A 23,295-nucleotide genomic window follows, 5' to 3' on the forward strand; every position below is an offset into this window, starting at 1 on the left:
ACGAGGGTTTCAGACAAGAACTAACCAATGCCTTAATCCAAAACCACAGCAGCCTTAAACTTGTCCGAAAAGTTTCGCCGCTTCGTCATTCTCGTATCCATTCATTCGTGTTGGATACACCTTAGCACGCGGTCCAGTTTTGCCGGACCACTTCAGTGGCCCAAGGTCGGCGGAAAGTGTACATTTACCCCAAGGGCTGCGGTCAGCCTGGAGGCAACTTGGAGCGCAGGTAAGTTGGCGTAAAACTTATACCACAATCGAACGCATTTAGGCGAAGACCGATGGGTTTATGAGAAACATTTATTGCTTACTAATTCAGGAAAAAACCGGCTCACATTTTTACTGTTGCCCAATAATTAATTGGACAACAGTTTGTTTGTTTTCGAACTAAAAATCTTCCCAACTCTCAGCTGTTGAGGAAAGCACTTGGCCTCCATTCCCCACCATTCTTACATTCGCCGTTGGTTTTTCAGTTGGCTTTTGAGCTTCATTTTTTTGCATTTGAGGTGGTCTTCGAGCGGCATCCCCCTCGCGAGATAAAAGGAATTGGGCCATAGTCGTCGCGAGGTTCTCAGCCTCGCTGGTCAATGCGTGACTTGCGGCAGTCGTTTCTTCAAACATTGCAGCGTTCTGTTGCGTGACCTGATCCAGTTGGTTGACCGCGATGTTTATTTCCGCAAGACCTCGAGATTGTTCATCTGCTGATACAGCAATTTCTCCTACATGTGTCGAAATTTCAGACACGCGATCAAAAATCCCCCTCAATGCATCACCCGTTTGGTCAACGAGTTGCACACCTCGTTTCACATGCCCCTCACTGGCTGAAATGAGAGCATTAATCTCGCTTGCGGCTTGTGACGACCGTTGAGCAAGATCACGCACTTCGGTTGCCACAACTGCGAATCCTCGACCTGCATCGCCCGCATTCGCCGCCTCAACACCTGCGTTCAGTGCCAAAAGGTTTGTTTGAAAGGCAATCTCGTCAATTACCGAAGTAATCTTTGAAATCTGTTGTGAAGAGCTTGCAATTTCGCTCATCGCTGCGACTGCTTCACGAACCACTTCACCGCTGGCCTCCGCATTATCACGCGCTTCGATTACCATTTTCCGCGCGATACCTGCCCCTTCCGCCGCTGAACTCACTGAAGATGTCATTTCATCAAGTGCTGCCGCGGTTTGCTCAAGGGTTGCTGCCTGGGTTTCGGTACGGCGAGAAAGGTCGTCTGCCGCCTTGGAGATTTCGTTGGTTTCCCCCCGGATCATTTCAGAATTTTCAACAACACTCCCCATGGCTTTTCGCAAGGCGTCAATCGCTTCATTGAAGTCACTACGGAGTTGCTCGTACTGTGGTGAAAACTCTATTTCAATTGATGCTGTTAGGTCACCTTTGGACAAACTATTGAGACCTGCTCGTAGACCCTCGACAACCGCATCCTGTTCTTTCGTTGAAGCCTTACGCTGCTCTTCCGCTCTTTGGATTTCCCGTTGTGTGGTTGTGACATCTGTACCGATAAAAACCAGACGGTTCACGTTTCCTTGGCGACCAGTTACAGGGCTAAAGCTTCCGTCGAAGATAAGATTTTCGCCAGATGGGATGCCGCACTCAAACTGTCCAAAAAATGGCTTACCTTTAGAAAGCGTGGGCCAGTAATCTCTTTCTTCTGCAGAAGCCTCCAAATTCTCGGAAAAAACATCGCGGCAATGATGCCCGAGAAGTTGAGTTTCCTCACTCCCGTAAGATCTGCAAAAGTTATCGTTAGCTTTTACCAGTTCTCCGGCGGCGTTAAATTCCACACGCACTTGACTGGAATCTAACGATGTAAGGATCGCCTGATTCAGTCGTTCTTCCGTTACATCTTTCCATTCAATGACTCGACCAATCGAATTTCCATTAACGTCGACTACATCGTTGATCGATTGCTCCACACGGGTTTCGCCCATGACAATGTCGGATATATGTGGAAGATTGTCTGAATCCTCCGGAATACTTTCCGCCCCGCTACCTTCTCCGTGAAAAATCGAGAAATGTTTACCAACAATTTCCGACGGATTTAGCTTTTTGAGTTTGCTGGAAAGGTTCTCTTGGTTTGCCATCATAATCTTCGAAAAGGCACTGTTAATGTAGTTAATCGTTAGGTCCTGATCTACCATCAGCATAGCAGAGGATGACGATTCAAATGCGGCCCCCTTAAACAAGCTCTCTCGAGACGTCGCTTCCGCCTCTAATAGGGTTGTCCTAAAGTCTTCGAGGGTTCGCGCGATGTCTCCGATTTCATCTTTGCGTTTGAGGTTTGGAACCTCGATTGTGTAATTTCCATGCGCAACATCATCCATCGCCGTGCGATGACGTACCAACGGCTTTGACAAAAAGCCACGCAGCAAAATCGAAACAATGACAAGAGCAACAAGGAACACTATCCCTGCTATGAGGTTTGTCTTTTTTTGAAGATCCGCTATGTGTGAGATCGCTGGATCTGGGCTCCAGAGCATAGCGACAACACCTACCACGCTGCTGTCCTTTCCAAATAGCGATGGGACCGCCACGTAAAACCCATCTCCAGCGGTCTCGATTTTACCCGTCTCCATCGCTTTCGTCGCTAAGTTTTTGAGATCTGAAACAGAAACTTCTTGTCCCAAGTATGTATACAAGACCTCCCCTTTTGCATCCAGAACGATAGCTTCCAACGCGGAGTCGCCAGAGGACTGAACTGCTCCCTGGATGATCGTTTCTAGAGCCTGCGGGTTTGAAAACCTTATCGAGCCCGCACTTTGAACTGCCGAAAAGGATGTGAGATTTATTGCCAGTTCCTTTGTATTTTCTCGAGCAACATTGTACTGGGCATCCAGAGATAACGCCGTCATTGTGCCTGCAACAGCGGCGGTGCAAAGGGCGACAATTGCGGAGACCCTAAAGAAAACCGTTCGCGTGGTGCCTTTAAGGTTCTTAAAAATAGATATCACTTTCATACCGGTTTCCTCATTGAGACGATCTATTGGGGAAGTGCATGACGCTAGACGACCTAACTGCGCACTCTTGCCTTTTTGCTAATGGGAAACTCTTACAAGAAATTTAAAACTGGTCGTTTTTTTTGCCCAGCTTGAAAATAATTTCATTCAAATTGATGTCATTCTTCTTCAAACTCTTACTTTTCACAACAAATCCAAACACCTAGCGCCATGGGGCATATACTTTACGGTTTTAAAAGGAAAACTCTAGGTTTCCCTTGCAACCTCTGAAACAAGCATAGACAAATTAGGCGCGCCCGCATTGGCGCTTGTTGGTGTACTTAAGGGCATGAAAAGGCTCACATGGTTAAGAACATACAAAAGGGATCGGCCCTTTCGCTAAAGAGTAAATATGATCTGCGCACGCAATTTGGCGCTATCTGCTATCGCGTTGCGAATGGAAAAATCCAGATACTCTTGATCACGAGCCGACGCTCTCGCCTGTGGATTGTTCCCAAAGGCTGGCCAATCAACGGAAAAACACCTGCTCAATCGGCCGCCATTGAGGCGTGGGAAGAAGCGGGCGCGATCGGCGTTATGGGTGACGCTTGTATCGGCTTGTATTCGCATACTAAAAAGGCAACTAAGGGCGAAATCCTTCCGGTTATGGTTTCCCTTTTTGCCTTACAGGTGAAGCGTACCGCGAAAAAGTTTCCCGAAAAAAGCCAGCGCAAACGTAAATGGGTGAGCCGTAAGAAGGCAGCAAGTATGGTTTCTGACCCCGAACTTGGAAAAATTCTGCGCGGTTTCACGCCAGAAAATTTCTAAATGCGGATTCAGGTGTTGGTTGGAGAAATTCACAAGGTCATGTTAACCTTGTTACGGCAAAACTAGTTTGCACATAGCTTGAAAGGCCCGAAATGATCCGCTTTGCCCTGAAATGCGACCACGACCACTGTTTTGAGAGCTGGTTTCAATCTGGTTCTGCATTTGACAAGGTCAAATTGGCGGGGATGGTATCGTGCCCAGCCTGCGGCTCAACGGATGTCGTCAAAACTTTGATGTCCCCTCAGGTTCAAACAACGCGCAAGGCGACCAAGGAGGGTGAGACGCCACTGACAGACGCTTCATCCCTTCCGGTACCGTCTGATCAATCTGAGTTTTTCCAAAGACCGTCAAAAGAACTTGAGGCCAAAATTGCCGCACTTAAGGCCCATGTCGAGGCCACCTCAGACTATGTTGGCAAGAATTTCGCCAAAGAAGCGCGCGCGATGCATGAAGGCGACACCCCAGAGCGCACAATCTATGGCGAGGCAAATATGGCAGAAGCCCTGTCGTTAATCGAAGACGGCATAAGCGTGGCTCCCCTCCCCTTTATTCCCGCGCGTAAGACAAATTAGGGGCAAACGGCGCTCATTTGGCATAATAATCGACACGGAACGCCCCTTCTGACCCTTCCCCGCTTGCGCTGAACCAAACTTCCTCCTAAGACACCAGCGGTTTAACCCTAAAGGAGCATCCATGCCTCTTCTGGTCATGAAATTTGGCGGCACGTCCGTTGCCACCCTCGATCGCATCCGCCGCGCCGCAAAGCGTGTTGGCGTGGAAGTCGCGAATGGCTATGACGTCATCGTCATTGTTTCGGCGATGTCCGGCAAAACGAATGAGCTTGTCGGGTGGGTTCGCGAGACCTCCCCTATGTTTGACGCGCGTGAATATGATGCCGTTGTCAGTTCGGGCGAGCAGGTCACGGCGGGGCTTATGGCCCTCACGCTTCAGGAAATGGATGTTCCGGCGCGCAGTTGGCAAGGCTGGCAAGTTCCGGTCAAAACGACGTCTGCGCATAGCGCCGCCCGCATCGAAGACATTCTCACCGAGAACATCAACGGCAAATTCGCCGAAGGAATGCGCGTTGCAGTTGTTGCTGGCTTTCAAGGCGTGAGCCCTGAGGGGCGGACGACGACGCTTGGACGCGGAGGTTCGGACACAACGGCTGTGGCGTTTGCTGCGGCCTTTGGCGCGGAGCGCTGCGATATTTATACCGATGTGGATGGTGTCTATACCACCGATCCCCGCATCAGTTCCAAGGCGCGCAAACTTGACAAAATCGCCTTTGAAGAAATGCTCGAATTGGCTTCGCTGGGCGCCAAGGTCCTTCAGACCCGCTCTGTCGAACTGGCCATGCGCTATAAAGTGAAATTGCGCGTCCTTTCGAGCTTTGACGAACAAACAGACACATCCGGCACCCTAGTGTGCGACGAGGAGGAAATCATGGAAAGCAATGTAGTATCTGGCGTCGCCTATAGCCGCGACGAAGCTAAAATGACCTTGATTTCGGTTGCTGACCGTCCGGGTATTGCCGCCGCGATCTTTGGGCCACTGTCCGAAGCGGGCGTCAACGTCGATATGATTGTTCAGAACATATCCGAGGAAGGCCGTACGGATATGACCTTCTCCTGTCCTACCGAAGACGTCCTGCGGGCCGAAAACGCGATGGCGACAGCCAAGGCTGCGGGCCACATCAATTATCATGATTTGGTCGCGGACACGGATGTCGCGAAAGTCAGTGTCGTTGGCATAGGTATGCGCTCACACGCGGGTGTCGCCGCCAAAATGTTTGGCGCACTCAACTCTGAGGGGATCAATATTAAGGTCATCACAACCTCCGAGATCAAAATATCTGTGCTGATTGACCGAAAATATATGGAACTTGCGGTCCAAGCCCTGCATGATGTTTTTGAACTGCACAAATCACCATAATTAAGGGGCCAAATGCCCAATTTATCAGGAAAGTCTACCCAAAGTGAGAGCCGAAAGCTGCTTGGGCGGCTTCGCGAGGCATTGGCAGAGGATTCCGAAGGTCAAAAACGCCTCGACCGGATCACGAGTTTAATCGCGGATTCGATCGCAACTGAAGTATGTTCGATCTATTTGTTTCGAGATCAAGACACTTTGGAACTTTGCGCGTCCGAGGGCTTGAAAGCGGAAGCGGTCCACCAAACGCGGCTACGCCTCGGCGAAGGCCTCGTGGGGCGCGTGGCCAAAAGCGGCAGCATCGTCAACTCCGCCAACGCCCCCAGCGAGCGTGGGTTTCGCTTTATGCCAGAAACGGGGGAGGAAATTTACTCCAGCTTCCTTGGGATTCCAGTGCAGCGTTTGGGGGAAACACTCGGGGTTTTGGTCGTCCAATCCAAAGACGCTCGGAGCTATTCCGAGGACGAAGTTTACGCGTTAGAAGTTGTTGCTATGGTTCTCGCTGAAATGGCTGAACTTGGGGCCTTCGTGGGCGACGGCGCAGCCCTCTCGGCGCGTCATCAACACCCAGTTATGATCCGCGGCGGCGTCGGCCAAGAAGGCACCGCAGTTGGCAATGTCTACTTGCACGAGCCGCGCGTCGTGGTCACAAACCCAATTGCCGACGACCCGCAGGCCGAAGAAATACGTCTGGATGCGGCCGTAGATACCTTGCGCGTCTCCGTGGACGAATTGCTGCTCGGTGCGGTACAAGGGGACAAAGAACAGTTGCAGGTCCTTGAGACCTATCGGATGTTCGCCAATTCCAAAGGGTGGATGCGGCGCATCAAGGAAGACATCTCGCGTGGACTGTCCGCCGAAGCTGCGGTTGAAAAAGAACAGTCCACCGCCCGTACGCGGATGAGCCAAGTGCCCGATGCCTACTTGCGCGAGCGCTTGCACGATTTAGACGACCTCTCTAATCGGCTGCTTAGAATTCTAACGGGGCAAGGCAAAGATACCGGCGCGGAGATGCCACAAAATGCTGTGCTGGTCGCACGAAATATCGGCCCTGGTGAACTGCTGGAATACGGCAGATCGCTTCGAGGTATTGTTCTAGAGGAAGGGTCTGTGGGCAGCCACGCGACCATTATTGCCCGCGCCCTTGCGATCCCTTTGATTATCAACGCCAGCCGCATCACGACCGAAGCCCTCAATGGCGATTATATCCTTGTGGATGGCGAGCAGGGCATCGTTCATTTGCGTCCAGACGATTCCGTCAAAGCAGCGTTTCACGACAAAATCGCGATGCAAACCACCGCGGCGGAGCGCTATTCGTCCATCCGCGACAAGCCGGCAATAACGCTCGATGGCACTGAAATTCGTCTATCGATGAACGCGGGGCTGATGGCAGATTTACCATCTCTCAAGAGTTCGGGCGCGCAGGGTGTCGGGCTTTTTCGTACCGAGTTGCAGTTCCTCGTCCGCAATAAAATGCCGCGTCGTGGTGAACTTGTTGAGCTGTATAAACGCGTCTTGAACGCGGCTGACGGGCAGCGGGTGAACTTCCGAACGCTTGATATTGGGTCTGACAAAGTACTGCCCTATATGAAGCCACAGGATGAACCAAACCCCGCGATGGGTTGGCGAGCAATCCGCCTTGGGCTCGACAAACCTGGTGTCATGCGCATGCAACTGCAGGCCTTTATCCGAGCCTGCGAAGGGCGTCCCTTGACGGTGATGTTCCCGTTTGTAGCGCAATTCGATGAGTATATTCAGGCGCGGGAGATTTTTGAGAAGGTACTCGAAAACGAAGCCCGTTTGGGTCATATTCTTCCAGAGCGCGTCGAAATTGGCGCGATGCTGGAAACCCCTTCATTGGCGTTTGCGCCGGAGCAATTCTTTGAAATGTGCGATTTTATTTCCGTGGGCGGGAATGATCTCAAACAGTTTTTCTTTGCTGCCGACCGCGAAAACGAACGGGTTCGCAAACGCTACGACACGTTGAACGTAAGCTTTTTGAGCTTCTTGGAGGGGATCGTCGAACGCTGTGTTGCCTCGGGAACTCCTATATCCTTTTGCGGTGAAGATGCCGGTCGCCCGGTCGAGGCCCTCTGCTTTGCGGCTATGGGATTTCGCGCCCTTTCGATGCGCCCTGCTTCCATTGGTCCGGTGAAAAACCTGCTGCGGCGCGTTGACCTCGCGGAAGCAAAATCGGTTATCGACGCGGCACGCGCCTCTGGTGCGCAATCTGTTCGACCTGCCGTAGTAGAGTGGATCTCCAACCTTTAAGCTGGAAAACCAATATGTCTGGCGCCATTTTTTACGAGTATTTTTTGTTTGGAGATCGCCTGTGATTGGGCCTCTTATTTTTGCATCTATTGTCGCGGGTCTCGCGGCCGTTGCAGCCCTGTTGAACGGCAGCACTCTCTTGGGTGCATTTATCGTTTATTCGGGAACAGGCGCGGTGACGGTACTTTGCGTCGCGCTCTTAATGTACACTTTGCCGCGATTGCGCAGATTTTTCGGTTTGCAAAACGACTAGACGTATTTGCAAACCTCCCCCACACACATATCCCACGCGCCCGACGTCAGCGAATAGCCCAGCACACGCGCAGGGTTGCTTGGCGCTGGCATGATAACGTCTGGCAAGATGTCAAAACCAAAGCGCTGGTAATACGGCAGATCCCCGACAAGGAGCACCCGTTTCCATCCCGCGACGCGTGCCAAATCAAGGCTGGTGCGCATCAGTAAGTCGCCCAAGCCTTCGCCCTGCCGAGTCGGATGAACCGCAATCGGGCCTAGGAGCAAGGCCGCCTTCGGGCCGACTAAAACGGGCCAGTACCGGATCGCCGCGGCAAGGGTGTTATCGGTGTCCCGCGCCACAAGGGAAAACTCTGCAACTTGCGAAACGCCTTCACGCAACCGGTAGGACGACAGCGCCTCGCGCCCCGGCGCAAAGCACAGATCGTAAAGCGCCTCAACTTCCCATAGGTCCGCTGGTTTTTCTTGCTCTATCCTGTACACGCGGCGCTCCGAAAATGGGTTCTGATGCGAACCTGCTCTTTTTCTCTGGCAACGCCACTAGCACAGCGTTACCTCTTGTTCAAACACAAGAAAGGCCGTCAATGTTTTATGAACCTAAAAATGGGCATGGTTTCCCGCATAACCCATTTAATGCCCTTGTTACGCCCCGCCCCATTGGATGGATTTCCACGCGGGACAGAAACGGAAACGACAACCTTGCACCCTACTCGTTTTTCAACGCGGTCGCCTATGAACCACCACAGGTTATGTTCGCATCAACGAGCGCAAAGGATGACCGCGACGGCACAAAAGACAGCGTTGCCAACATTCGCGAGACGGGGTTTTTCTGTGTGAACATCGTTGAATATGCCATGCGCGACGCGATGAATGTGACCTCGGGAAGCTATGCAAAAGATGTCGACGAATTTTCCCTCGCGGAGCTTGAAAAAGCGGAATGTTCAGTTATTTCGGCCTCACGTGTCGCCCTTGCCCCGGCGAACTTGGAATGCAAGCTGACCAAGATCGTTCAATTGCCTGGTGAAGCCAACTTCGCGGTTTTCGGCGAGGTAGTGGGCGTGCATTTGCGCGATAATTGCCTTGTGGACGGTGTTTTTGATGTTTCCACATTCAGCCCACTCGCGCGACTGGGGTATAAAGACTACGCGCGTGTTGAAACGGTTTTCAGCCTCAAACGTCCCGGCGAAGAATAGGAGTTTTGATATGCGCGACACGATGATTGGTGTGATTGGCGGCTCTGGCCTGTATGAAATTGACGGGCTTGAGAACGCGGAATGGACGCGTGTTGAAACGCCTTGGGGCGACCCGAGTGATGCCGTTTTGACGGGCGTTTTGGATGGCGTTAAAATGGCCTTTTTACCGCGCCATGGACGTGGGCACCGCCTTAGCCCGACAACCGTACCGTATCGGGCAAATATTGACGCATTGAAACGCATTGGCGTTACGGATGTGATCTCGGTTTCGGCCTGTGGCAGTTTTCGCGAAGAGATGGCACCGGGTGATTTCGTGATTGTGGATCAATTCATTGACCGCACCTTCGCGCGTGAAAAATCGTTTTTTGGCACAGGGTGCGTCGCGCATGTTTCCGTCGCCCACCCCACCTGCCCGCGCCTCTCAACGGCCTGCCTTACGGCGACAAAAGATCAAGGGATCACCGTCCATGATGGCGGCACGTATTTGGCGATGGAGGGGCCGCAATTCTCGACGCTCGCAGAAAGTAAAATGTACCGCGAAAGCTGGGGCGCAGACGTGATCGGCATGACAAATATGCCCGAAGCAAAACTCGCCCGCGAGGCCGAACTCTGCTATGCGTCCGTCGCGATGATCACCGATTACGACAGCTGGCATCCCGATCATGGCGAGGTCGACGTCACCCAAATCATCCAAACATTGATGGGCAATGCAACCAAAGCGCGCGGCTTGGTCGCACGCCTGCCCACCCTCTTAGGAGCACAGCGCGACGATTGTGAACATGGCTGTGACAAGGCACTGGAATACGCCATTCTCACGGCCCCCAACGCAAGGGACCCAGCCCTTGTCGCCAAGCTCGACGTTGTCGCGGGCCGCGTGCTCAACCGATAATATTTCGAACGCATAGAATGGACAAAACGATGCAGAAAAAGACCGTTCAAGACTACATCCGCACGATTGTAGATTTCCCGCACGAGGGCATCCTTTTTCGCGATGTCACAACCCTTTTTGCCGACCCACGCGGGTTTCGCATGGCGGTAGACCAAATGCTGCATCCCTATGCGGGCATGCGGATCGACAAGGTGGTTGGACTTGAGGCCCGCGGATTTATCCTTGGTGGCGCGATTGCGCACCAGCTTTCGGTCGGTTTTGTGCCCGTGCGCAAAAAGGGCAAACTGCCTGGCACCACGATCAGTGAAGAATACTCGCTGGAATACGGCGAGGCGATTGTGGAAATCCATGATGACGCCATCAAACCGGGGGAAAAAATCCTTCTGGTTGATGATCTGCTTGCGACAGGTGGTACCGCCGAAGCCGGAATTAAGTTGATTGAACGTTTGGGCGGTGAAATCGTGAGCTGTGCGTTTGTGATCGACCTTCCTGATCTTGGCGGACGTGAAAAGCTCGAAAAAATGGGTATGGATGTCACATCGATTTGTGAATTTGGCGGACTGTAATCGTCTCTCGAAGTAATAGTTTATTAAAACTTTAGTCTTAGACCCATGCTTGCCAGTTGGGAGCAGCTGGCATTTGCTTACATGTTCCGATTGACGCCTCGTCGTTCGCGGCGGGGCGTTGATTTTTCAACTATGCGTGCAAATTGCCGATGACGGCTCCGGGATTCATGATTCCGTTCGGATCAAGGGCCGTTTTGATCGCCCGCATCGCCGCGAGTTTTCCCGGATCACCATAATGTGCCAAGTCCTTGGCCTTCAGGCGTCCAATTCCGTGTTCGGCACTGATGGAGCCGCCCATTTCGCTTACCAAATCATGCACACAGCGCTGAATATCATCACGTATAGCATCGTATTCGTGGCGGTCGCGCCCGCGTGCGGGGAAGGCATTGAAATGCAGGTTCCCATCACCGAGATGTCCAAAACAATTCACCCGCATATCGCCAAGCTTTGCAAGACGCGCGAGCCCTTCAATGACAAAGGCCGCGATACTTCCAAGCGGCAGAGAAACATCATGCGAGACAATGGAGCCAATCGCCTTATTGGCTTGGGGAATCCGCTCTCGGACCTCCCAAAACTGGCGCCGCTGGGCTTCGTTTTGTGCGATAGCTCCGTCCGAAATCAATCCCGCCGCATGCCCTTCCTCAAACAAGCGCTCGAGCAAAGCGTCCGGATCACGCCCTTTTGCAGTTCCTAGGTCAATCAGAACCATCCACTCTGGTTTGTTCTCAAAGGGTTGCCGAACATCCGGTAGCTTCTCTGAAAGGAACTCGAGGCCCGTTTTGTGAATGAGTTCAAAGGCAGAAACTTCGCTCGGTGCAATGGTTTGTGCGAGATTAAGCAGCGCGAGGGCCGCCGTTGGATCCTCTACAACAAAAACTCCCGTGCAATTTTCGGCAGGACGCGGGTAAAGTTTCAACGCAGCGGCGGTAATCACGCCCAATGCGCCCTCGGAACCGATCATCAAATTGCGCAAATCAAACCCCGTGTTGTCTTTGCGCAAGCGCGTCAGCCCGTTCCAAATTTGCCCCGAGGGGAGAACCACTTCGAGCCCCAAACACAAATCACGCGTATTTCCGTATCGCAACACATTCAAACCGCCCGCATTTGTCGCCAAATTACCGCCAATACGGCACGATCCTTCGGAAGCAAGGGATAGGGGGAACAAACGATCCACAGCTTGTGCCGCAGATTGCACATTGGCCAGAATTGCGCCCGCTTCAGCGATGAGGACGTTTTCTTGTGGGTAAGTTGCCCGAATTTGGGTCATACGCTCAAGCGAGAGAATGAGCGGTAAGGGCCCTTGGGGGGCAACTTGCCCGCCAACCAAACCCGTCCCGCCACCGAAAGGAATAACGCCAATCCGCGCCGCATTGCAGGCGGTGATGATCTTGGAAACCTCCTCAACCGTGCTTGGCGTGGCGACATGTGTGCCCAAACCTATATAGCGACCACGCGGCTCCTCCACGTCGGCAGGTGTGGCAAGGCGCAGGGCCTTATCGGGCAACATCGCAGACAGCTTCTCGACGAAATCGTTGGTGAGCGGATTGAGCATAGGTCCTCCTAACGTACGCCGGTTCTCCCCCGACGATCGCCCCGTAGATTGGCATATAGAACATGGTTGCGCCAGCGTCCCGCGATCTGAAGGTAGCTTTGCGCGACCCCTTCATACTTGAAACCTGACTTCTCTAAGACGCCCCGCGACGCGACATTTTCAGGAAGGCAGGCCGCCTCAATGCGCGACAAATCGAGCGTGGAAAACGCATAGTGGCTCAGCGCCTCGATGGCCTCACGCATGTAGCCTTGGCGCGCGTATTCTTCGCCAACCCAATACCCAAGTGTGCCAGATTGCGCGGGGCCACGGCGAATATTATCCAAAGTGACCGCCCCCAAAATCTCTCCCGATTGGCGCAAGGTTAGAAACAATGGCAACGCGGTCCCTGTCGTTACGGCGCGTTGTGCCCAATAAACACGATTGGTAAAGGCTTTGCGCGTCAAATGATCCGCCGCCCACGCGGGTTCCCATTGCGATAGGTGAGATTGGCTGTTGTGACGCAATGCGGCCCAGTTTCGGTAATCCGAATGTTGTGGCAGCCGAAGCGTCATGCGCTCCGAATCCACCAGAACTTTTCTACGCTTAAAAAGCATCAGCCAACCAAACGCCCACGGATACCCTCGATTGAAACCGATTTCGCGTTTGGCCCATAGGTAGCTAGTGAAATACGCGCATTTTCGGCCATTTCACGGGCCATATCGGCGACACCTTGCCGTGAAACCGCATCAATTTTAGTAACGGTTTCGGACAAGCTTGGGACACGACCCCAAATTGAAATCATCCGCGCAAGGCGTTCTGCGCGGCTTGACGGGCTTTCCAGGCCCATGAGCATTCCGGCCTTCATTTGTGTACGGGCACGATCGATTTCGCGTTCCGACATGTCCTCGGCGGCGCGGCGGATTTCGCTCACGGTGATTTCGGCCAATTCGGGCAACTTTTCGCCAGACGTACCCGCATAAATCGTGGTTGAGCCGCCGTCCGAAAACGCGCCCGCTTGAGCGAAGATCGTATAGCAAAGGCCCCGTTTCTCTCGAACCTCTTGGAACAAGCGGCTCGACATACCGCCTCCAAGAGTTGAGGCAAGGACTTGGCTGGTGTAAATAGCGTCGTCTGTATAGCTGGGTCCATCGAAATTAAGCGCGAAATGCGCTTGCTCAAGATCCTTTTCAACACGGGTCTCGCCGCCCTTAAAGGTTGCCGTGACTTCCTGAGCGCTGTCTCGATTTGGCAGATGGCCAAAAAGCGCGGTCGCGGCTTCAACGAGGGCCGCGTGATCGACCTCCCCTGCTGCAGATAGGATCATTTGTGCGGGGCCGTAACGTTCCTTCACAAATCCAACCAGATCGTCACGGGTGAAATTCTTCACGCGCTCTTCGGGGCCAAGAATCGTTCGGCCAATCGGCTGGTCCGGATAGGAAACGTTCTGGAGCCAATCGAAAATCACGTCGTCCGGTGTATCAAGCGCTTGGCCGATTTCTTGCAAAATCACGCCACGCTCAATCTCGATTTCTTCGGGGGAAAACGTGGGATTGAGCAGAATATCGGAAATAACATCAAGGCCAAGGGGCACGTCCTGCCCCAAAACACGCACGTAATAGGCTGTCATTTCGCGGCTGGTATAGGCATTGATATAGCCGCCCACATCCTCGATCGCTTCGGCTATTTCGAGGCTACTGCGCGTTGTCGTGCCTTTGAATGCCATATGCTCAAGAAAATGCGCGATGCCGTTTTGCTCAAGCCGCTCGTGACGACCGCCTGCCATCACCCAAATGCCGATGCTCGCGCTTTTAAGTCCGGGCATGTTTTCAGAAACAATGCGAAACCCGTTATCGAGAGTTGTAAGTTGGCTGGTCAAAGAGCGCGCCTTTCGTGAACCAACGCCATAAGCGCGGCCAAATCATTTGGAACGCGGGTCACGCGTTCGGGTTTGTTGCCGAGATCTGCCATATGGGCGGGCAACGTAGGACGAACACCGCAGGCCGCCTCGACGGCTGCGGGGAATTTAGCGGGATGTGCCGTTGAGAGCGTGATCATGGGAACCGATCCCAGATGCTCTTTTGCGACCTTAACGGCTACGGCTGTATGCGGGCAGAGAACTTGGCCCGTTGTGGCGGCCATTTCTTTGATCGTTGCGGCGCATTCTTCCTCGGACGCGCGACCAGAGGTGAAGGTTTCGCGCAGGCCTTCGAGTGGGCCTTGCGAGATTTTAAAGCTGCCTGATTTCAACTCTTCCATCAGTTGCGCCACGGCATTGCCATCGCGACCATACATATCAAACAACGCGCGCTCGAAATTACTGGAGACTTGAATGTCCATGCTGGGGCTGCTGCTTGGGATCGTTTTGGCCTTGGTATAGGCGCCAGTTACCAAGGTGCGGTGCAGAATGTCGTTTTGGTTTGTCGCAATCACGAGTTCGCGAATAGGCAGGCCCATTTTCTTGGCAATGTAGCCTGCAAAAATATCACCGAAATTGCCGGTCGGAACCGTAAAGGAGACTTCGCGATATGGCGCGCCGAGCGCCACAGCTGATGAAAAATAATAGACGACCTGAGCCAGAACTCGTGCCCAATTGATCGAATTCACCCCCGCAAGTTTGACACCTTCGCGGAAGTCAAAGTCGTTAAACATATCCTTGAGGCGGGCTTGGCAATCATCAAAATCCCCGTCCATCGCGAGGGCGTGAACGTTGCTCTCGGTGGGGGTGGTCATTTGGCGACGTTGAATCTCCGACACGCGACCGTGGGGAAACAGGATAAAAACGTCGACATTGCTAAGGCCTTTAAAGGCTTCGATTGCTGCGGACCCTGTGTCGCCCGATGTGGCCCCAACGATAGTTACACGCTTGCCTGAACGGCTCAAGGACGCTTGAAACAATTGCCCGATGAGTTGCATCGCGAAGTCTTTGAAGGCGAGCGTCGGGCCGTGGAACAATTCGAGTAGAAAGTGGTTTTGATCCAACTGCACCAGCGGCGCGCGCGCGGTGTGGCGAAAACCTGCGTAAGCCCGTGCAATGATCGCTTTGAATTCGTCGTCCGTGAAGGCGTCCCCAATGAAGGGGCGCATCACCGCGAAGGCGATTTCTTCGTAGGATTTTCCCGCAAGGGCTGCGATGTCTTCGGGGGACATGACAGGGATTTCCGCAGGCACAAAAAGGCCCCCGTCCCGCGCAAGGCCAGTCATCATCGCATCTTCAAAACTCAGTTCGGGCGCTTGGCCCCGTGTCGAAATATAGTGCATTTTTCTCTCGCCTCTAGACGGTTCTCTGCCTGATACGCCACAGAAGGAACGCTGTCATCCCAAACCATACCAACGCCAGCCCAAACCACGTCACAACATACTCCAAATGCTTGTTTGGGATGCCCGCCGAATCGACAGGGAACGAGGTCGTGACCAGATTTGGCTCTGTTGACGTGCGCTGAACAAGCATGACGGGTTCGGTGTTAAGGGCTTCGGCCATGGCTGGAATATCGCGCCCGAACCAGATGCCTGCGTTGAGGTCTGGCGGCGGGGTCGCGTTACTGATTTCATCGGGCCAGAGCAAATTACCGACGATTTCGGCCTCAACGGCGGGGCGGGGCGCGTTTTTCGCTGAAATCGCAACGAAACCACGATCCAATAGTACGCGACGTCCGTCGGCCATTTCCAGCGGCGCAATCACCCGATAACCCGGTCCGATTTTTTGAACGCTGGCTAAGATGGTAATTTCCTGTGGACCGATAACTCCTTTGGCCTGCACGGGCAGGAATTGATCCGTCGCTTCGGTTGGGTTTAGCGGAATATCAACAGGTTCAGACAGAATTTTCGTGTCAATTGCGGCCAACACTTCTGTTTTCCACGTCAGACGTTGGAGCTGCCACGTCCCAAGCGCGCACAGAATCGCTGTGCCAATCAAACCAAAGATCAAAGGGATGAGCATTTTGCGGCGCATGGAGTGCAACCTTATTACTTAAAACTGGAAAGGCGCGGACGATGCCCGCGCCTTTTTTATTTTATAACGGCGCCGTTAAGCACCCGTCAAATTTAGCCGCCCCAAACGTAGACCGCTGCGAAGAGGAAGAGCCACACAACGTCCACAAAGTGCCAGTACCAAGCAGCAGCTTCGAAGCCGACATGGCTTTCAGGAGTGAAGTGCCCCTTGAGGGCGCGGATCAAACAAACACCCAAGAAGATTGTGCCGATGAGAACGTGGAAACCGTGGAAACCCGTCGCCATAAAGAAGTTCGCGCCGTAAATATTGCCCGAGAACGCGAAGGCCGCATGGCTATATTCATAGGCTTGGAACAAGGTGAACACCGCGCCAAGACCAATTGCGAGAGCAAGGCCAGTTACGAGATCTTTGCGGTTATTTTCATGTGCGAGCGCATGGTGCGCCCAAGTCGCTGCGGCACCGGAGCACAGGAGGATCAACGTATTGATCAGCGGCAAATGCCAAGGATCAAATGTTTCGATACCGATTGGCGGCCAAACGCCATCGATTGCCGGTGAATCTGGACCCATTGGATAGATCGCGTTTTTAAAGAAACTCCAGAACCATGCGGCAAAGAACATAACTTCGGACATGATGAACATGATCACGCCATAGCGCAGACCGATTTTAACAACTGGCGTGTGGTCGCCTTGTTGGGCTTCGGTCACCATCTCGCTCCACCACGCGTACATAACGTAAAGGACGCCCGCGAGGCCGATGAAGAACATGAACGGAGTGATATCACTCATCCACATAACCGCACCGAAAAGCATAATGAAGCCCGATAATGCGCCCAAGAGCGGCAGGATCGAAGGGTTGAGAATGTGGTAGTCGTGATTTTTAGCGTGTGCCATGGGGATCCCCTGTTTGGGACTTAGTTAACATTAGCCGCGGGTGTGGTCGAGAGGTTCGCCACATCTTCAGGCAGTTCGGTTTCGTAGAACGTATAGGACAGCGTAATGTGATGCACGTATTTTGCATCCCTGTCCGTAACGATTTCGGGATCGACGTAAAAGCTGACCGGCATCATGACGGTTTCGCCCGGTCGCAACACCTGTTCGGTGAAGCAAAAACAATCGATTTTCGTGAAAAAGCCGCCCGCTTCATAGGGAGCAACATTATAGGCGGCGGTTCCCGCGATAACGCGGTCGGTCGGATTTGTGGCCTCATAGAACGCAAGGCCGGTTTCACCGATACGTATTTCCATCTCCCGAACAACGGGTTTGAATTCCCACGACATGCCGCCAGCCACATTGCCGTCAAACCGAATGGTGATGGTTTGATCGAGTATCTCGTCAGAGCCAGCCGCGGCAACGCCCGTGGTGCCGCCAAAGCCTGTGACTTTGCAGAACCAGCTGTAAAATGGCACCGAGGCCCATGCGAGGGCGCCCATGAGGACCACCACGCTTACTGCTTGCGCGGCCGTTTTATGGGTGTTTTTCATCGCCATCAGTTCGTGCCCCCTGTTACCGGCTCTAAGGTCCGGCTCGGCGTATGGTCATAGGCTTCGACCGGTTCGCCGCGCTGCACTTTGGCCAGTGTCAGGGCAAAAACGATAACGACGAATGCCAGTAAAAGCCCACCGACGCCGTAGTTGCGGCCTTGGCGGCGCTGGTGAAGTTCGTGCTCAACGTGCGGTGCCATTATAGGATCGCTCCCCAGGTAAGGCCCACGGCGGATTGCACCAAGAGGGCTGTGAAATGCAGAAAGAGGTAGTAAAGCGACAGGCGAAAGAATTTACGCTCGCTTTTGTATTTGTCAGCTTCCGCGTCGGCTTCTTGGCGTTTCCAAAGGCCAAAAGCTCCCCAGATAAACATGAGGTTCAGAACAGCAGATACCGCAAAGTAAATCGGACCGCCGATGGACGTAAAACTAATGCTCAACGCAACAGGGGCGAGCAAAAGCGTATAGACCAAAATATGGTTTCGGGTGGATTTACGGCCATGGGTTACCGTTAGCATCGGCACTTTGGCTTTGGTGTAATCGTCGTTCATAAACAAAGCGAGCGCCCAGAAATGCGGAGGTGTCCACATAAATATAATCGCAAACATAAGAATGGATTCGATAGAAATACCACCGGTCGCAACCGCCCAGCCAATCATCGGAGGGAAGGCACCAGCGGCCCCGCCAATCACGATGTTTTGAGGCGTCCAACGCTTGAGCCAAATGGTATAAATCACAACGTAAAAGAAGATCGTAAAGGCCAGAAGCGCGCCGGCAAACACATTGCCCGCAAGTCCCAGCATGACAACGGCAATGCCAGAAAGCGCCATGCCGATGCCCAACGCCTCGCCTTCGGCGACTTTGCCGGAGGGAATTGGGCGACCTTGGGTGCGTTTCATCACGCGATCAATATCGGCGTCCCACCACATATTCAGCGCGCCAGAAGCCCCGCCGCCCAGTGCGATAAAGAGAATAGAGGTAAAAACCACAAAAGGATGCACGGGATTGGGCGCAACCAACACGCCCACGAGGGCAGTAAAAACGACCAGCGACATCACCCGTGGTTTCAACAGAGCAACAAAGTCGCCAAAACCGGCTTCGCCTGTATCGGCGGAGGTATGAGTCTGTAGGCTTGCGTCGCTCATGTGGGTTTCCTTGGGGCAGATCTTGGTAGGTCAATGGCTCTGCGGCGTCCTGTACGGACACCGCAAAATCGCTCGAATAGGTTGGTCTAGTTGCTTGAGGCAACCGTAAGAGGCAGCGGTATACCCGCATATTCTTCGATCGCACCAAGGAGCCATTCGTCATAAACTTCTTGGCTCACAACCTTAACCGTAATCGGCATGTAAGAGTGGTCTTTGCCGCACAACTCGGAGCACTGGCCAAAATAAACGCCTTCTTTTTCCGCAGCAAACCAAAGTTCCGCAAGGCGACCAGGGACCGCATCCTGTTTCACGCCAAATGCGGGAACAGTCCAGCTGTGGATCACGTCGGCACCTGTCACCTGAACAACAATCGTTTTGTTCACGGGGATCACAAGCGCAGTTGTTGTCGCCAAGAGGAACTCGTCGGGGGAATACCCGTGACGCTCAAGCATAGCATCCATAGCAGCATCGCGCACATAAGGCGTTACGTCGCCGTCTTCTTCTTCCAAAGATGCGGGCTGGCCGAGCATGTAGCTGTCGAATTCAACACCGTGGTCAACGTATTCGTAGGTCCAAAACCATTTATTCCCAGTGGCTTTGATCGTAATATCAGCAACCGGAATGGTTTGTTGCTTGAACAGAACGGGCAAGGAAAACGCGCCGATAAAGACCAAGATCACAATAGGTACGAGGGTCCACGCAACTTCGAGGGGCGAGTTATGTGTGAATGTCGCGGGATTTGGGTTGCGTTTGGCAGAGTAGCGAAATGCGATCCAGAGGATCAAACCCGTTACGAAAATCACAATCGCTGTGATGATATAGAGAATCATGCCATCGAGCCATTGAAGCTCGCGCGCAACCTCGGTCGCGGCGAATTGAAAGCCTGTAGCTTTGTCGACAGGTTTGCCGATAACTTCTAGATTGCCCAATGCATCTTGAGCATTTGCTGCGCTGGCGAACGCTAGCATCGAAGCTGAGAGGCCTGAAATCTTGGTCAAAAATCGCATAGTTGTTTCCTGTTCGCTCGGGCTTTAGAGCCCCTGCTATAGCCTTCATCCCGCCCTTCGGCTGGAATCCCATTGTGTTTGTTGCGTCAAAAACCATATTAGACGCAACAGAACAAGCAATTTACGCGCGGCAAACAGCCGCTTCACCTCTTTTTGGTGTAAAATCTGGAGAATATCCATGCCCAATGATCGTTTTCGCCCTTTCGACACGATAATAGATAAAGCTGCGGCCCTTTCCGTTTTGCAAAATGCAACTTCTGGCGCGGATGATGGCGAATTGTTTTTGGAGCGTCGCAGTTCGGAAGCTTTGGTTTTTGATGACGGACGGGTGAAAACGGCGAGCTATGACGCGAGTGAAGGATTTGGCCTTCGCGCGGTGCGTGGCGAAACTTCCGGCTATGCCCATTCCACAGAAATGACCGTCAAGGCGATGCTACGTGCGGCAGAAACCGCGCGCCTTGCGGTTGGTGATGGCGGCGGCACCCTCGCCATGGCTCCCGTCCAAACGAACCGGCGCCTTTATTCCGACGACAACCCGATTGAGCAAACGACCTTCCCCGTCAAAATCGACCTTCTCAAGGAAATCGATGCTTTCACGCGCGGCCTCGACAAACGAATCATTCAGGTTTCCGCGACCCTTGCGGCCTCCATGCAAGAAGTCGAAATCCTGCGCCCCGACGGATTGCACGTCCGTGATGCCCGCCCCATGAGCCGTTTGAACATTTCGGTGATTGTTGAAGAGAATGGCCGTCGCGAATCTGGTGGCACGGGAGGTGGTGGTCGCGCCGCCTTAACTGGTTTACTTGAACCGGAACATTGGCAGTCTGTAGCCCGCGAGGCTTTGCGCATTGCGCTGGTGAACTTGCGTGCTGTGCCCGCCCCTGCTGGGGTTATGGACGTGGTACTTGGCGCAGGTTGGCCCGGAATTTTGCTGCATGAAGCGGTCGGGCACGGACTTGAAGGCGATTTTAATCGCAAAGGGACCTCGGCTTTTAGCGGTCTTATAGGCCAACAAGTTGCTGCTAAGGGCGTGACAATTCTGGACGATGGCACAATTCCTGATCGGCGAGGCTCCATTAGTTTTGATGACGAAGGGACTGCTAGTGGCAAGAATGTCCTTATTGAGGACGGCATTTTGGTTGGCTATATGCAGGATCGCCAAAACGCGCGCCTCATGGGGGTTGAACCTACGGGCAACGGGCGGCGTGAAAGCTATGCGCATACGCCAATGCCACGGATGACCAATACTTATATGCTTGGTGGTGACACCCCCCCTGCCGATATTGTTGCCGACCTTAAAGACGGTATTTATGCGGTTGGATTTGGCGGCGGACAGGTTGATATTACGTCAGGCAAGTTCGTTTTTTCCTGTACCGAAGCCTATGCCGTGAAAAACGGTGTCATCGGAGATGCCGTCAAGGGAGCAACCCTGATCGGCGACGGCCCAAAGGCAATGCAGAAAATTCGCGCTATCGGCAACGATATGGCCCTTGATCCCGGCATCGGAAATTGCGGTAAGGCCGGACAATGGGTGCCCGTTGGCGTGGGGCAACCGACCCTGTTGATCGGAGGATTGACCGTCGGCGGAAGCGCCGCATAGTGGACCGCGTCCGCGCCTTTGATCCACGCGATGAGGCCGCCCTTGCGGTTTTGTGGCACGACGCGTGGCATATGGCGCATGGTGCCCATGTGCCCGCAACCTTGCTCCCCAATCGGCAATTGGATTATTTCCAACGCACCCTCCAAACCTTTGCCGCGCAGACGCGCGTCATTGGACAGGTGGGTGCACCGTTTGGGTTCTACTTGCGCATTGGAAACTATGTTGATCGACTGTTCGTTGGCGTGCGCAAACGGGGGTATGGCGCCGCACTCTTAAACGATGCCGAAACCGAAATGCGGCGAGAGGGGATATCGGAGGGCGAACTCGGATGCCTTGTTGAAAACACCCCCGCACGAGGATTTTACGAAGCGCAGGGCTGGCAGCTTATCCACATAAAAACAGAGGCAATACTGGAGGAACACGGTGGTGGAACCCTAAACGATTGCATTTATCGCAAAAAGCTCTGAATTTGTTCACAAGTTATTAACCATCCTGATTCTAGTCTGAAGGAGTAAGCAGACGGAGCCACGATGACCGAAGATACTATTTCTTCTACCCCACCCCTCACCCCACCCACCACGGAAGAAATGCGTGCGTCGTGGCTCCGTCTTTTACGCTCTCGCCGCGTTGGTATTTCCACTTTCTACCGCTTGCTTAACGAGCATGGCTCCGCAGAGGTCGCACTTGAAGCGCTTCCAGATGTCGCCCGTGCCGCCGGAGCCTTCGACTATCAAATTTGCCCAATCGGCGTTGTAGAGGCAGAACTTCGCGCTGCATATAAAGTTGGCGCGCAGATGATTTGTTACGGCGACCCGCGCTATCCCAAAACCCTCATGGAACTCGAAGACGCCCCACCCCTGTTTTGGGCGATTGGCGACACCGCCCTCCTTGCCCGCCCGAAAATCAGTATCGTCGGCGCGCGAAATGCAAGTTCCCTTGGTGAACGCATGGCGCGCAAATTGGCCGCGGGCCTCTCGGAGCAGGGGTTCGTCGTGGTTTCCGGACTTGCCCGCGGCATTGATGCAGTGTGCCATGACGCCGCCCTCAAAGGGGGCACGATCGCGGTTCAAGCAGGGGGCGTTGATAAAATCTATCCACGTGAGAACACCGATCTTTTCTGGGAAATCGGCGCCAAGGGTTTGCGCATTTCCGAAGACCCCATTGGTCTCACGCCACAGGCCCGCCATTTCCCTAAGCGCAACCGGATCATCTCTGGGTTATCCCGAGGTCTTGTCGTTGTCGAAGCCGCCGCGCGTTCGGGTACTTTGATCACAGCGCGCAATGCCCTCGATCAAGGTCGCGATGTCATGGCCGTTCCGGGGCATCCCTTTGACGCCCGCTCGGCAGGAAGCAATATGCTGTTGCGCGATGGGGCGACAATGGTGCGCCACTTGGACGACGTTCTCGAACAACTTTCCGGCATCGTCGGCGATCTTGAACAAACGCTCGCGCCGCAAACACCCCAATTCGAAGTTTTCAAAGAACCACCCGCGCGCACCTTGAGCGACACATCACAACTGCACCAAATGATCCTCAACCGCCTCGGCCCGACGCCTCTCGCTGAGGACCAATTGATCCGCGACCTAAATCTCTCGGCCCATCAAGTCAGTTCCGAACTTGTAACTTTGGAGATCGACGGGCACATAGAGCGGGCAAGTGGCGGGCTTTTGACGCGTGTAAATTAGGAGTTTCATCACTCCCATTGACAAT

The 23,295-nt window shown here is 53.5% G+C and carries 23 protein-coding genes; 11 read left to right on the forward strand and 12 right to left on the reverse strand.

Features of this window, described 5'->3' with window-relative positions:
• Positions 1 to 387 precede the first annotated feature (387 nt).
• A complete protein-coding gene (locus AB9F29_RS06220; protein WP_369754988.1) occupies positions 388 to 2,967 on the reverse strand; it encodes a methyl-accepting chemotaxis protein in 2,580 nt (859 codons plus the stop codon).
• Positions 2,968 to 3,309: 342 nt separating this feature from the next.
• Between AB9F29_RS06220 and AB9F29_RS06225 the strand changes: the two genes are divergently transcribed.
• From AB9F29_RS06225 to AB9F29_RS06245, 5 genes are all read left to right on the forward strand, one after another.
• Positions 3,310 to 3,774 carry an NUDIX hydrolase gene (locus tag AB9F29_RS06225; RefSeq protein WP_039003207.1) on the forward strand — a complete coding sequence of 155 codons (465 nt, stop codon included), beginning with the start codon at positions 3,310 to 3,312 and terminating at the stop codon, positions 3,772 to 3,774.
• Between the two features lie 92 nt (positions 3,775 to 3,866).
• The gene (locus AB9F29_RS06230; RefSeq protein WP_369754989.1) at positions 3,867 to 4,346 is read left to right on the forward strand and encodes a DUF1178 family protein; all 480 of its coding nucleotides are present in this window, start codon (positions 3,867 to 3,869) and stop codon (positions 4,344 to 4,346) included.
• Between the two features lie 121 nt (positions 4,347 to 4,467).
• Positions 4,468 to 5,706, forward strand: a complete 1,239-nt coding sequence (locus AB9F29_RS06235; RefSeq protein ID WP_335584996.1) for an aspartate kinase — start codon at positions 4,468 to 4,470, stop codon at positions 5,704 to 5,706.
• Positions 5,707 to 5,718: 12 nt separating this feature from the next.
• A complete protein-coding gene (gene ptsP / locus AB9F29_RS06240; protein ID WP_369754990.1) occupies positions 5,719 to 7,971 on the forward strand; it encodes a phosphoenolpyruvate--protein phosphotransferase in 2,253 nt (750 codons plus the stop codon).
• A 61-nt stretch (positions 7,972 to 8,032) separates the two neighbouring features.
• A complete protein-coding gene (locus AB9F29_RS06245) occupies positions 8,033 to 8,224 on the forward strand; it encodes a hypothetical protein (protein WP_369754992.1) in 192 nt (63 codons plus the stop codon).
• On the opposite strand, the gene AB9F29_RS06250 is transcribed toward AB9F29_RS06245, so the two are convergent.
• On the reverse strand, positions 8,221 to 8,706 hold the full coding sequence (locus AB9F29_RS06250) for a GNAT family N-acetyltransferase (RefSeq protein WP_369754993.1): 486 nt from the start codon (positions 8,704 to 8,706) through the stop codon (positions 8,221 to 8,223). The two genes, AB9F29_RS06245 and AB9F29_RS06250, sit on opposite strands and share 4 nt — an antisense overlap.
• Before the next feature lie 101 nt (positions 8,707 to 8,807).
• On the opposite strand from AB9F29_RS06250, the gene AB9F29_RS06255 reads away from it, so the two are divergent.
• From AB9F29_RS06255 to AB9F29_RS06265, 3 genes are read left to right on the forward strand one after another with little or no spacing between them, the layout of a single operon-like run.
• Positions 8,808 to 9,416: a flavin reductase family protein gene (locus AB9F29_RS06255; RefSeq protein ID WP_369754994.1), complete on the forward strand. Its 609-nt coding sequence runs from the start codon at positions 8,808 to 8,810 to the stop codon at positions 9,414 to 9,416.
• A gap of 10 nt (positions 9,417 to 9,426) precedes the next feature.
• Complete coding sequence (locus AB9F29_RS06260) at positions 9,427 to 10,305, forward strand: S-methyl-5'-thioadenosine phosphorylase (RefSeq protein WP_369754995.1); 879 nt, start codon at positions 9,427 to 9,429, stop codon at positions 10,303 to 10,305.
• Positions 10,306 to 10,334: 29 nt separating this feature from the next.
• Complete coding sequence (locus AB9F29_RS06265; protein WP_335585002.1) at positions 10,335 to 10,871, forward strand: adenine phosphoribosyltransferase; 537 nt, start codon at positions 10,335 to 10,337, stop codon at positions 10,869 to 10,871.
• Between the two features lie 130 nt (positions 10,872 to 11,001).
• On the opposite strand, the gene AB9F29_RS06270 is transcribed toward AB9F29_RS06265, so the two are convergent.
• From AB9F29_RS06270 to coxB, 10 genes are all read right to left on the reverse strand, one after another.
• Positions 11,002 to 12,423 (reverse strand): FAD-binding oxidoreductase, encoded by a 1,422-nt coding sequence (locus AB9F29_RS06270; protein WP_369754996.1) that lies wholly within the window; start codon positions 12,421 to 12,423, stop codon positions 11,002 to 11,004.
• 8 nt (positions 12,424 to 12,431) lie between these two features.
• Positions 12,432 to 13,016, reverse strand: a complete 585-nt coding sequence (locus tag AB9F29_RS06275) for a GNAT family N-acetyltransferase (RefSeq protein ID WP_039001465.1) — start codon at positions 13,014 to 13,016, stop codon at positions 12,432 to 12,434.
• Positions 13,016 to 14,278: a pitrilysin family protein gene (locus AB9F29_RS06280; protein WP_039001466.1), complete on the reverse strand. Its 1,263-nt coding sequence runs from the start codon at positions 14,276 to 14,278 to the stop codon at positions 13,016 to 13,018. The genes AB9F29_RS06275 and AB9F29_RS06280 overlap by 1 nt, the downstream gene beginning before the upstream one ends.
• Complete coding sequence (gene thrC, locus AB9F29_RS06285) at positions 14,275 to 15,660, reverse strand: threonine synthase (protein ID WP_369754997.1); 1,386 nt, start codon at positions 15,658 to 15,660, stop codon at positions 14,275 to 14,277. Before thrC ends, AB9F29_RS06280 begins: the two co-directional genes overlap by 4 nt.
• A 13-nt stretch (positions 15,661 to 15,673) precedes the next feature.
• Positions 15,674 to 16,351 (reverse strand): SURF1 family protein, encoded by a 678-nt coding sequence (locus AB9F29_RS06290; protein WP_335585005.1) that lies wholly within the window; start codon positions 16,349 to 16,351, stop codon positions 15,674 to 15,676.
• 92 nt (positions 16,352 to 16,443) lie between these two features.
• On the reverse strand, positions 16,444 to 17,244 hold the full coding sequence (locus AB9F29_RS06295) for a cytochrome c oxidase subunit 3 (protein ID WP_335585006.1): 801 nt from the start codon (positions 17,242 to 17,244) through the stop codon (positions 16,444 to 16,446).
• A 20-nt stretch (positions 17,245 to 17,264) separates the two neighbouring features.
• Complete coding sequence (locus AB9F29_RS06300; RefSeq protein WP_335585007.1) at positions 17,265 to 17,840, reverse strand: cytochrome c oxidase assembly protein; 576 nt, start codon at positions 17,838 to 17,840, stop codon at positions 17,265 to 17,267.
• Positions 17,840 to 18,034, reverse strand: coding sequence for a hypothetical protein (locus AB9F29_RS06305; protein ID WP_039001471.1), 195 nt, complete (start codon positions 18,032 to 18,034; stop codon positions 17,840 to 17,842). Before AB9F29_RS06305 ends, AB9F29_RS06300 begins: the two co-directional genes overlap by 1 nt.
• Positions 18,034 to 18,978: a heme o synthase gene (gene cyoE, locus AB9F29_RS06310; protein WP_335585008.1), complete on the reverse strand. Its 945-nt coding sequence runs from the start codon at positions 18,976 to 18,978 to the stop codon at positions 18,034 to 18,036. The genes AB9F29_RS06305 and cyoE overlap by 1 nt, the downstream gene beginning before the upstream one ends.
• 86 nt (positions 18,979 to 19,064) lie before the next feature.
• Complete coding sequence (gene coxB / locus AB9F29_RS06315) at positions 19,065 to 19,985, reverse strand: cytochrome c oxidase subunit II (RefSeq protein WP_039001473.1); 921 nt, start codon at positions 19,983 to 19,985, stop codon at positions 19,065 to 19,067.
• 178 nt (positions 19,986 to 20,163) lie between these two features.
• On the opposite strand from coxB, the gene tldD reads away from it, so the two are divergent.
• From tldD to dprA, 3 genes are all read left to right on the forward strand, one after another.
• Positions 20,164 to 21,585: a metalloprotease TldD gene (gene tldD / locus AB9F29_RS06320; protein ID WP_369754998.1), complete on the forward strand. Its 1,422-nt coding sequence runs from the start codon at positions 20,164 to 20,166 to the stop codon at positions 21,583 to 21,585.
• Positions 21,585 to 22,052 (forward strand): GNAT family N-acetyltransferase, encoded by a 468-nt coding sequence (locus AB9F29_RS06325; protein ID WP_369754999.1) that lies wholly within the window; start codon positions 21,585 to 21,587, stop codon positions 22,050 to 22,052. Before tldD ends, AB9F29_RS06325 begins: the two co-directional genes overlap by 1 nt.
• 63 nt (positions 22,053 to 22,115) lie before the next feature.
• On the forward strand, positions 22,116 to 23,270 hold the full coding sequence (dprA, locus tag AB9F29_RS06330; RefSeq protein WP_335585012.1) for a DNA-processing protein DprA: 1,155 nt from the start codon (positions 22,116 to 22,118) through the stop codon (positions 23,268 to 23,270).
• Positions 23,271 to 23,295 lie beyond the last annotated feature (25 nt).

Origin of the sequence: Falsihalocynthiibacter sp. S25ZX9 (assembly GCF_041205405.1) — a bacterium.
In the GTDB taxonomy this organism is placed as follows: domain Bacteria; phylum Pseudomonadota; class Alphaproteobacteria; order Rhodobacterales; family Rhodobacteraceae; genus Falsihalocynthiibacter; species Falsihalocynthiibacter arcticus.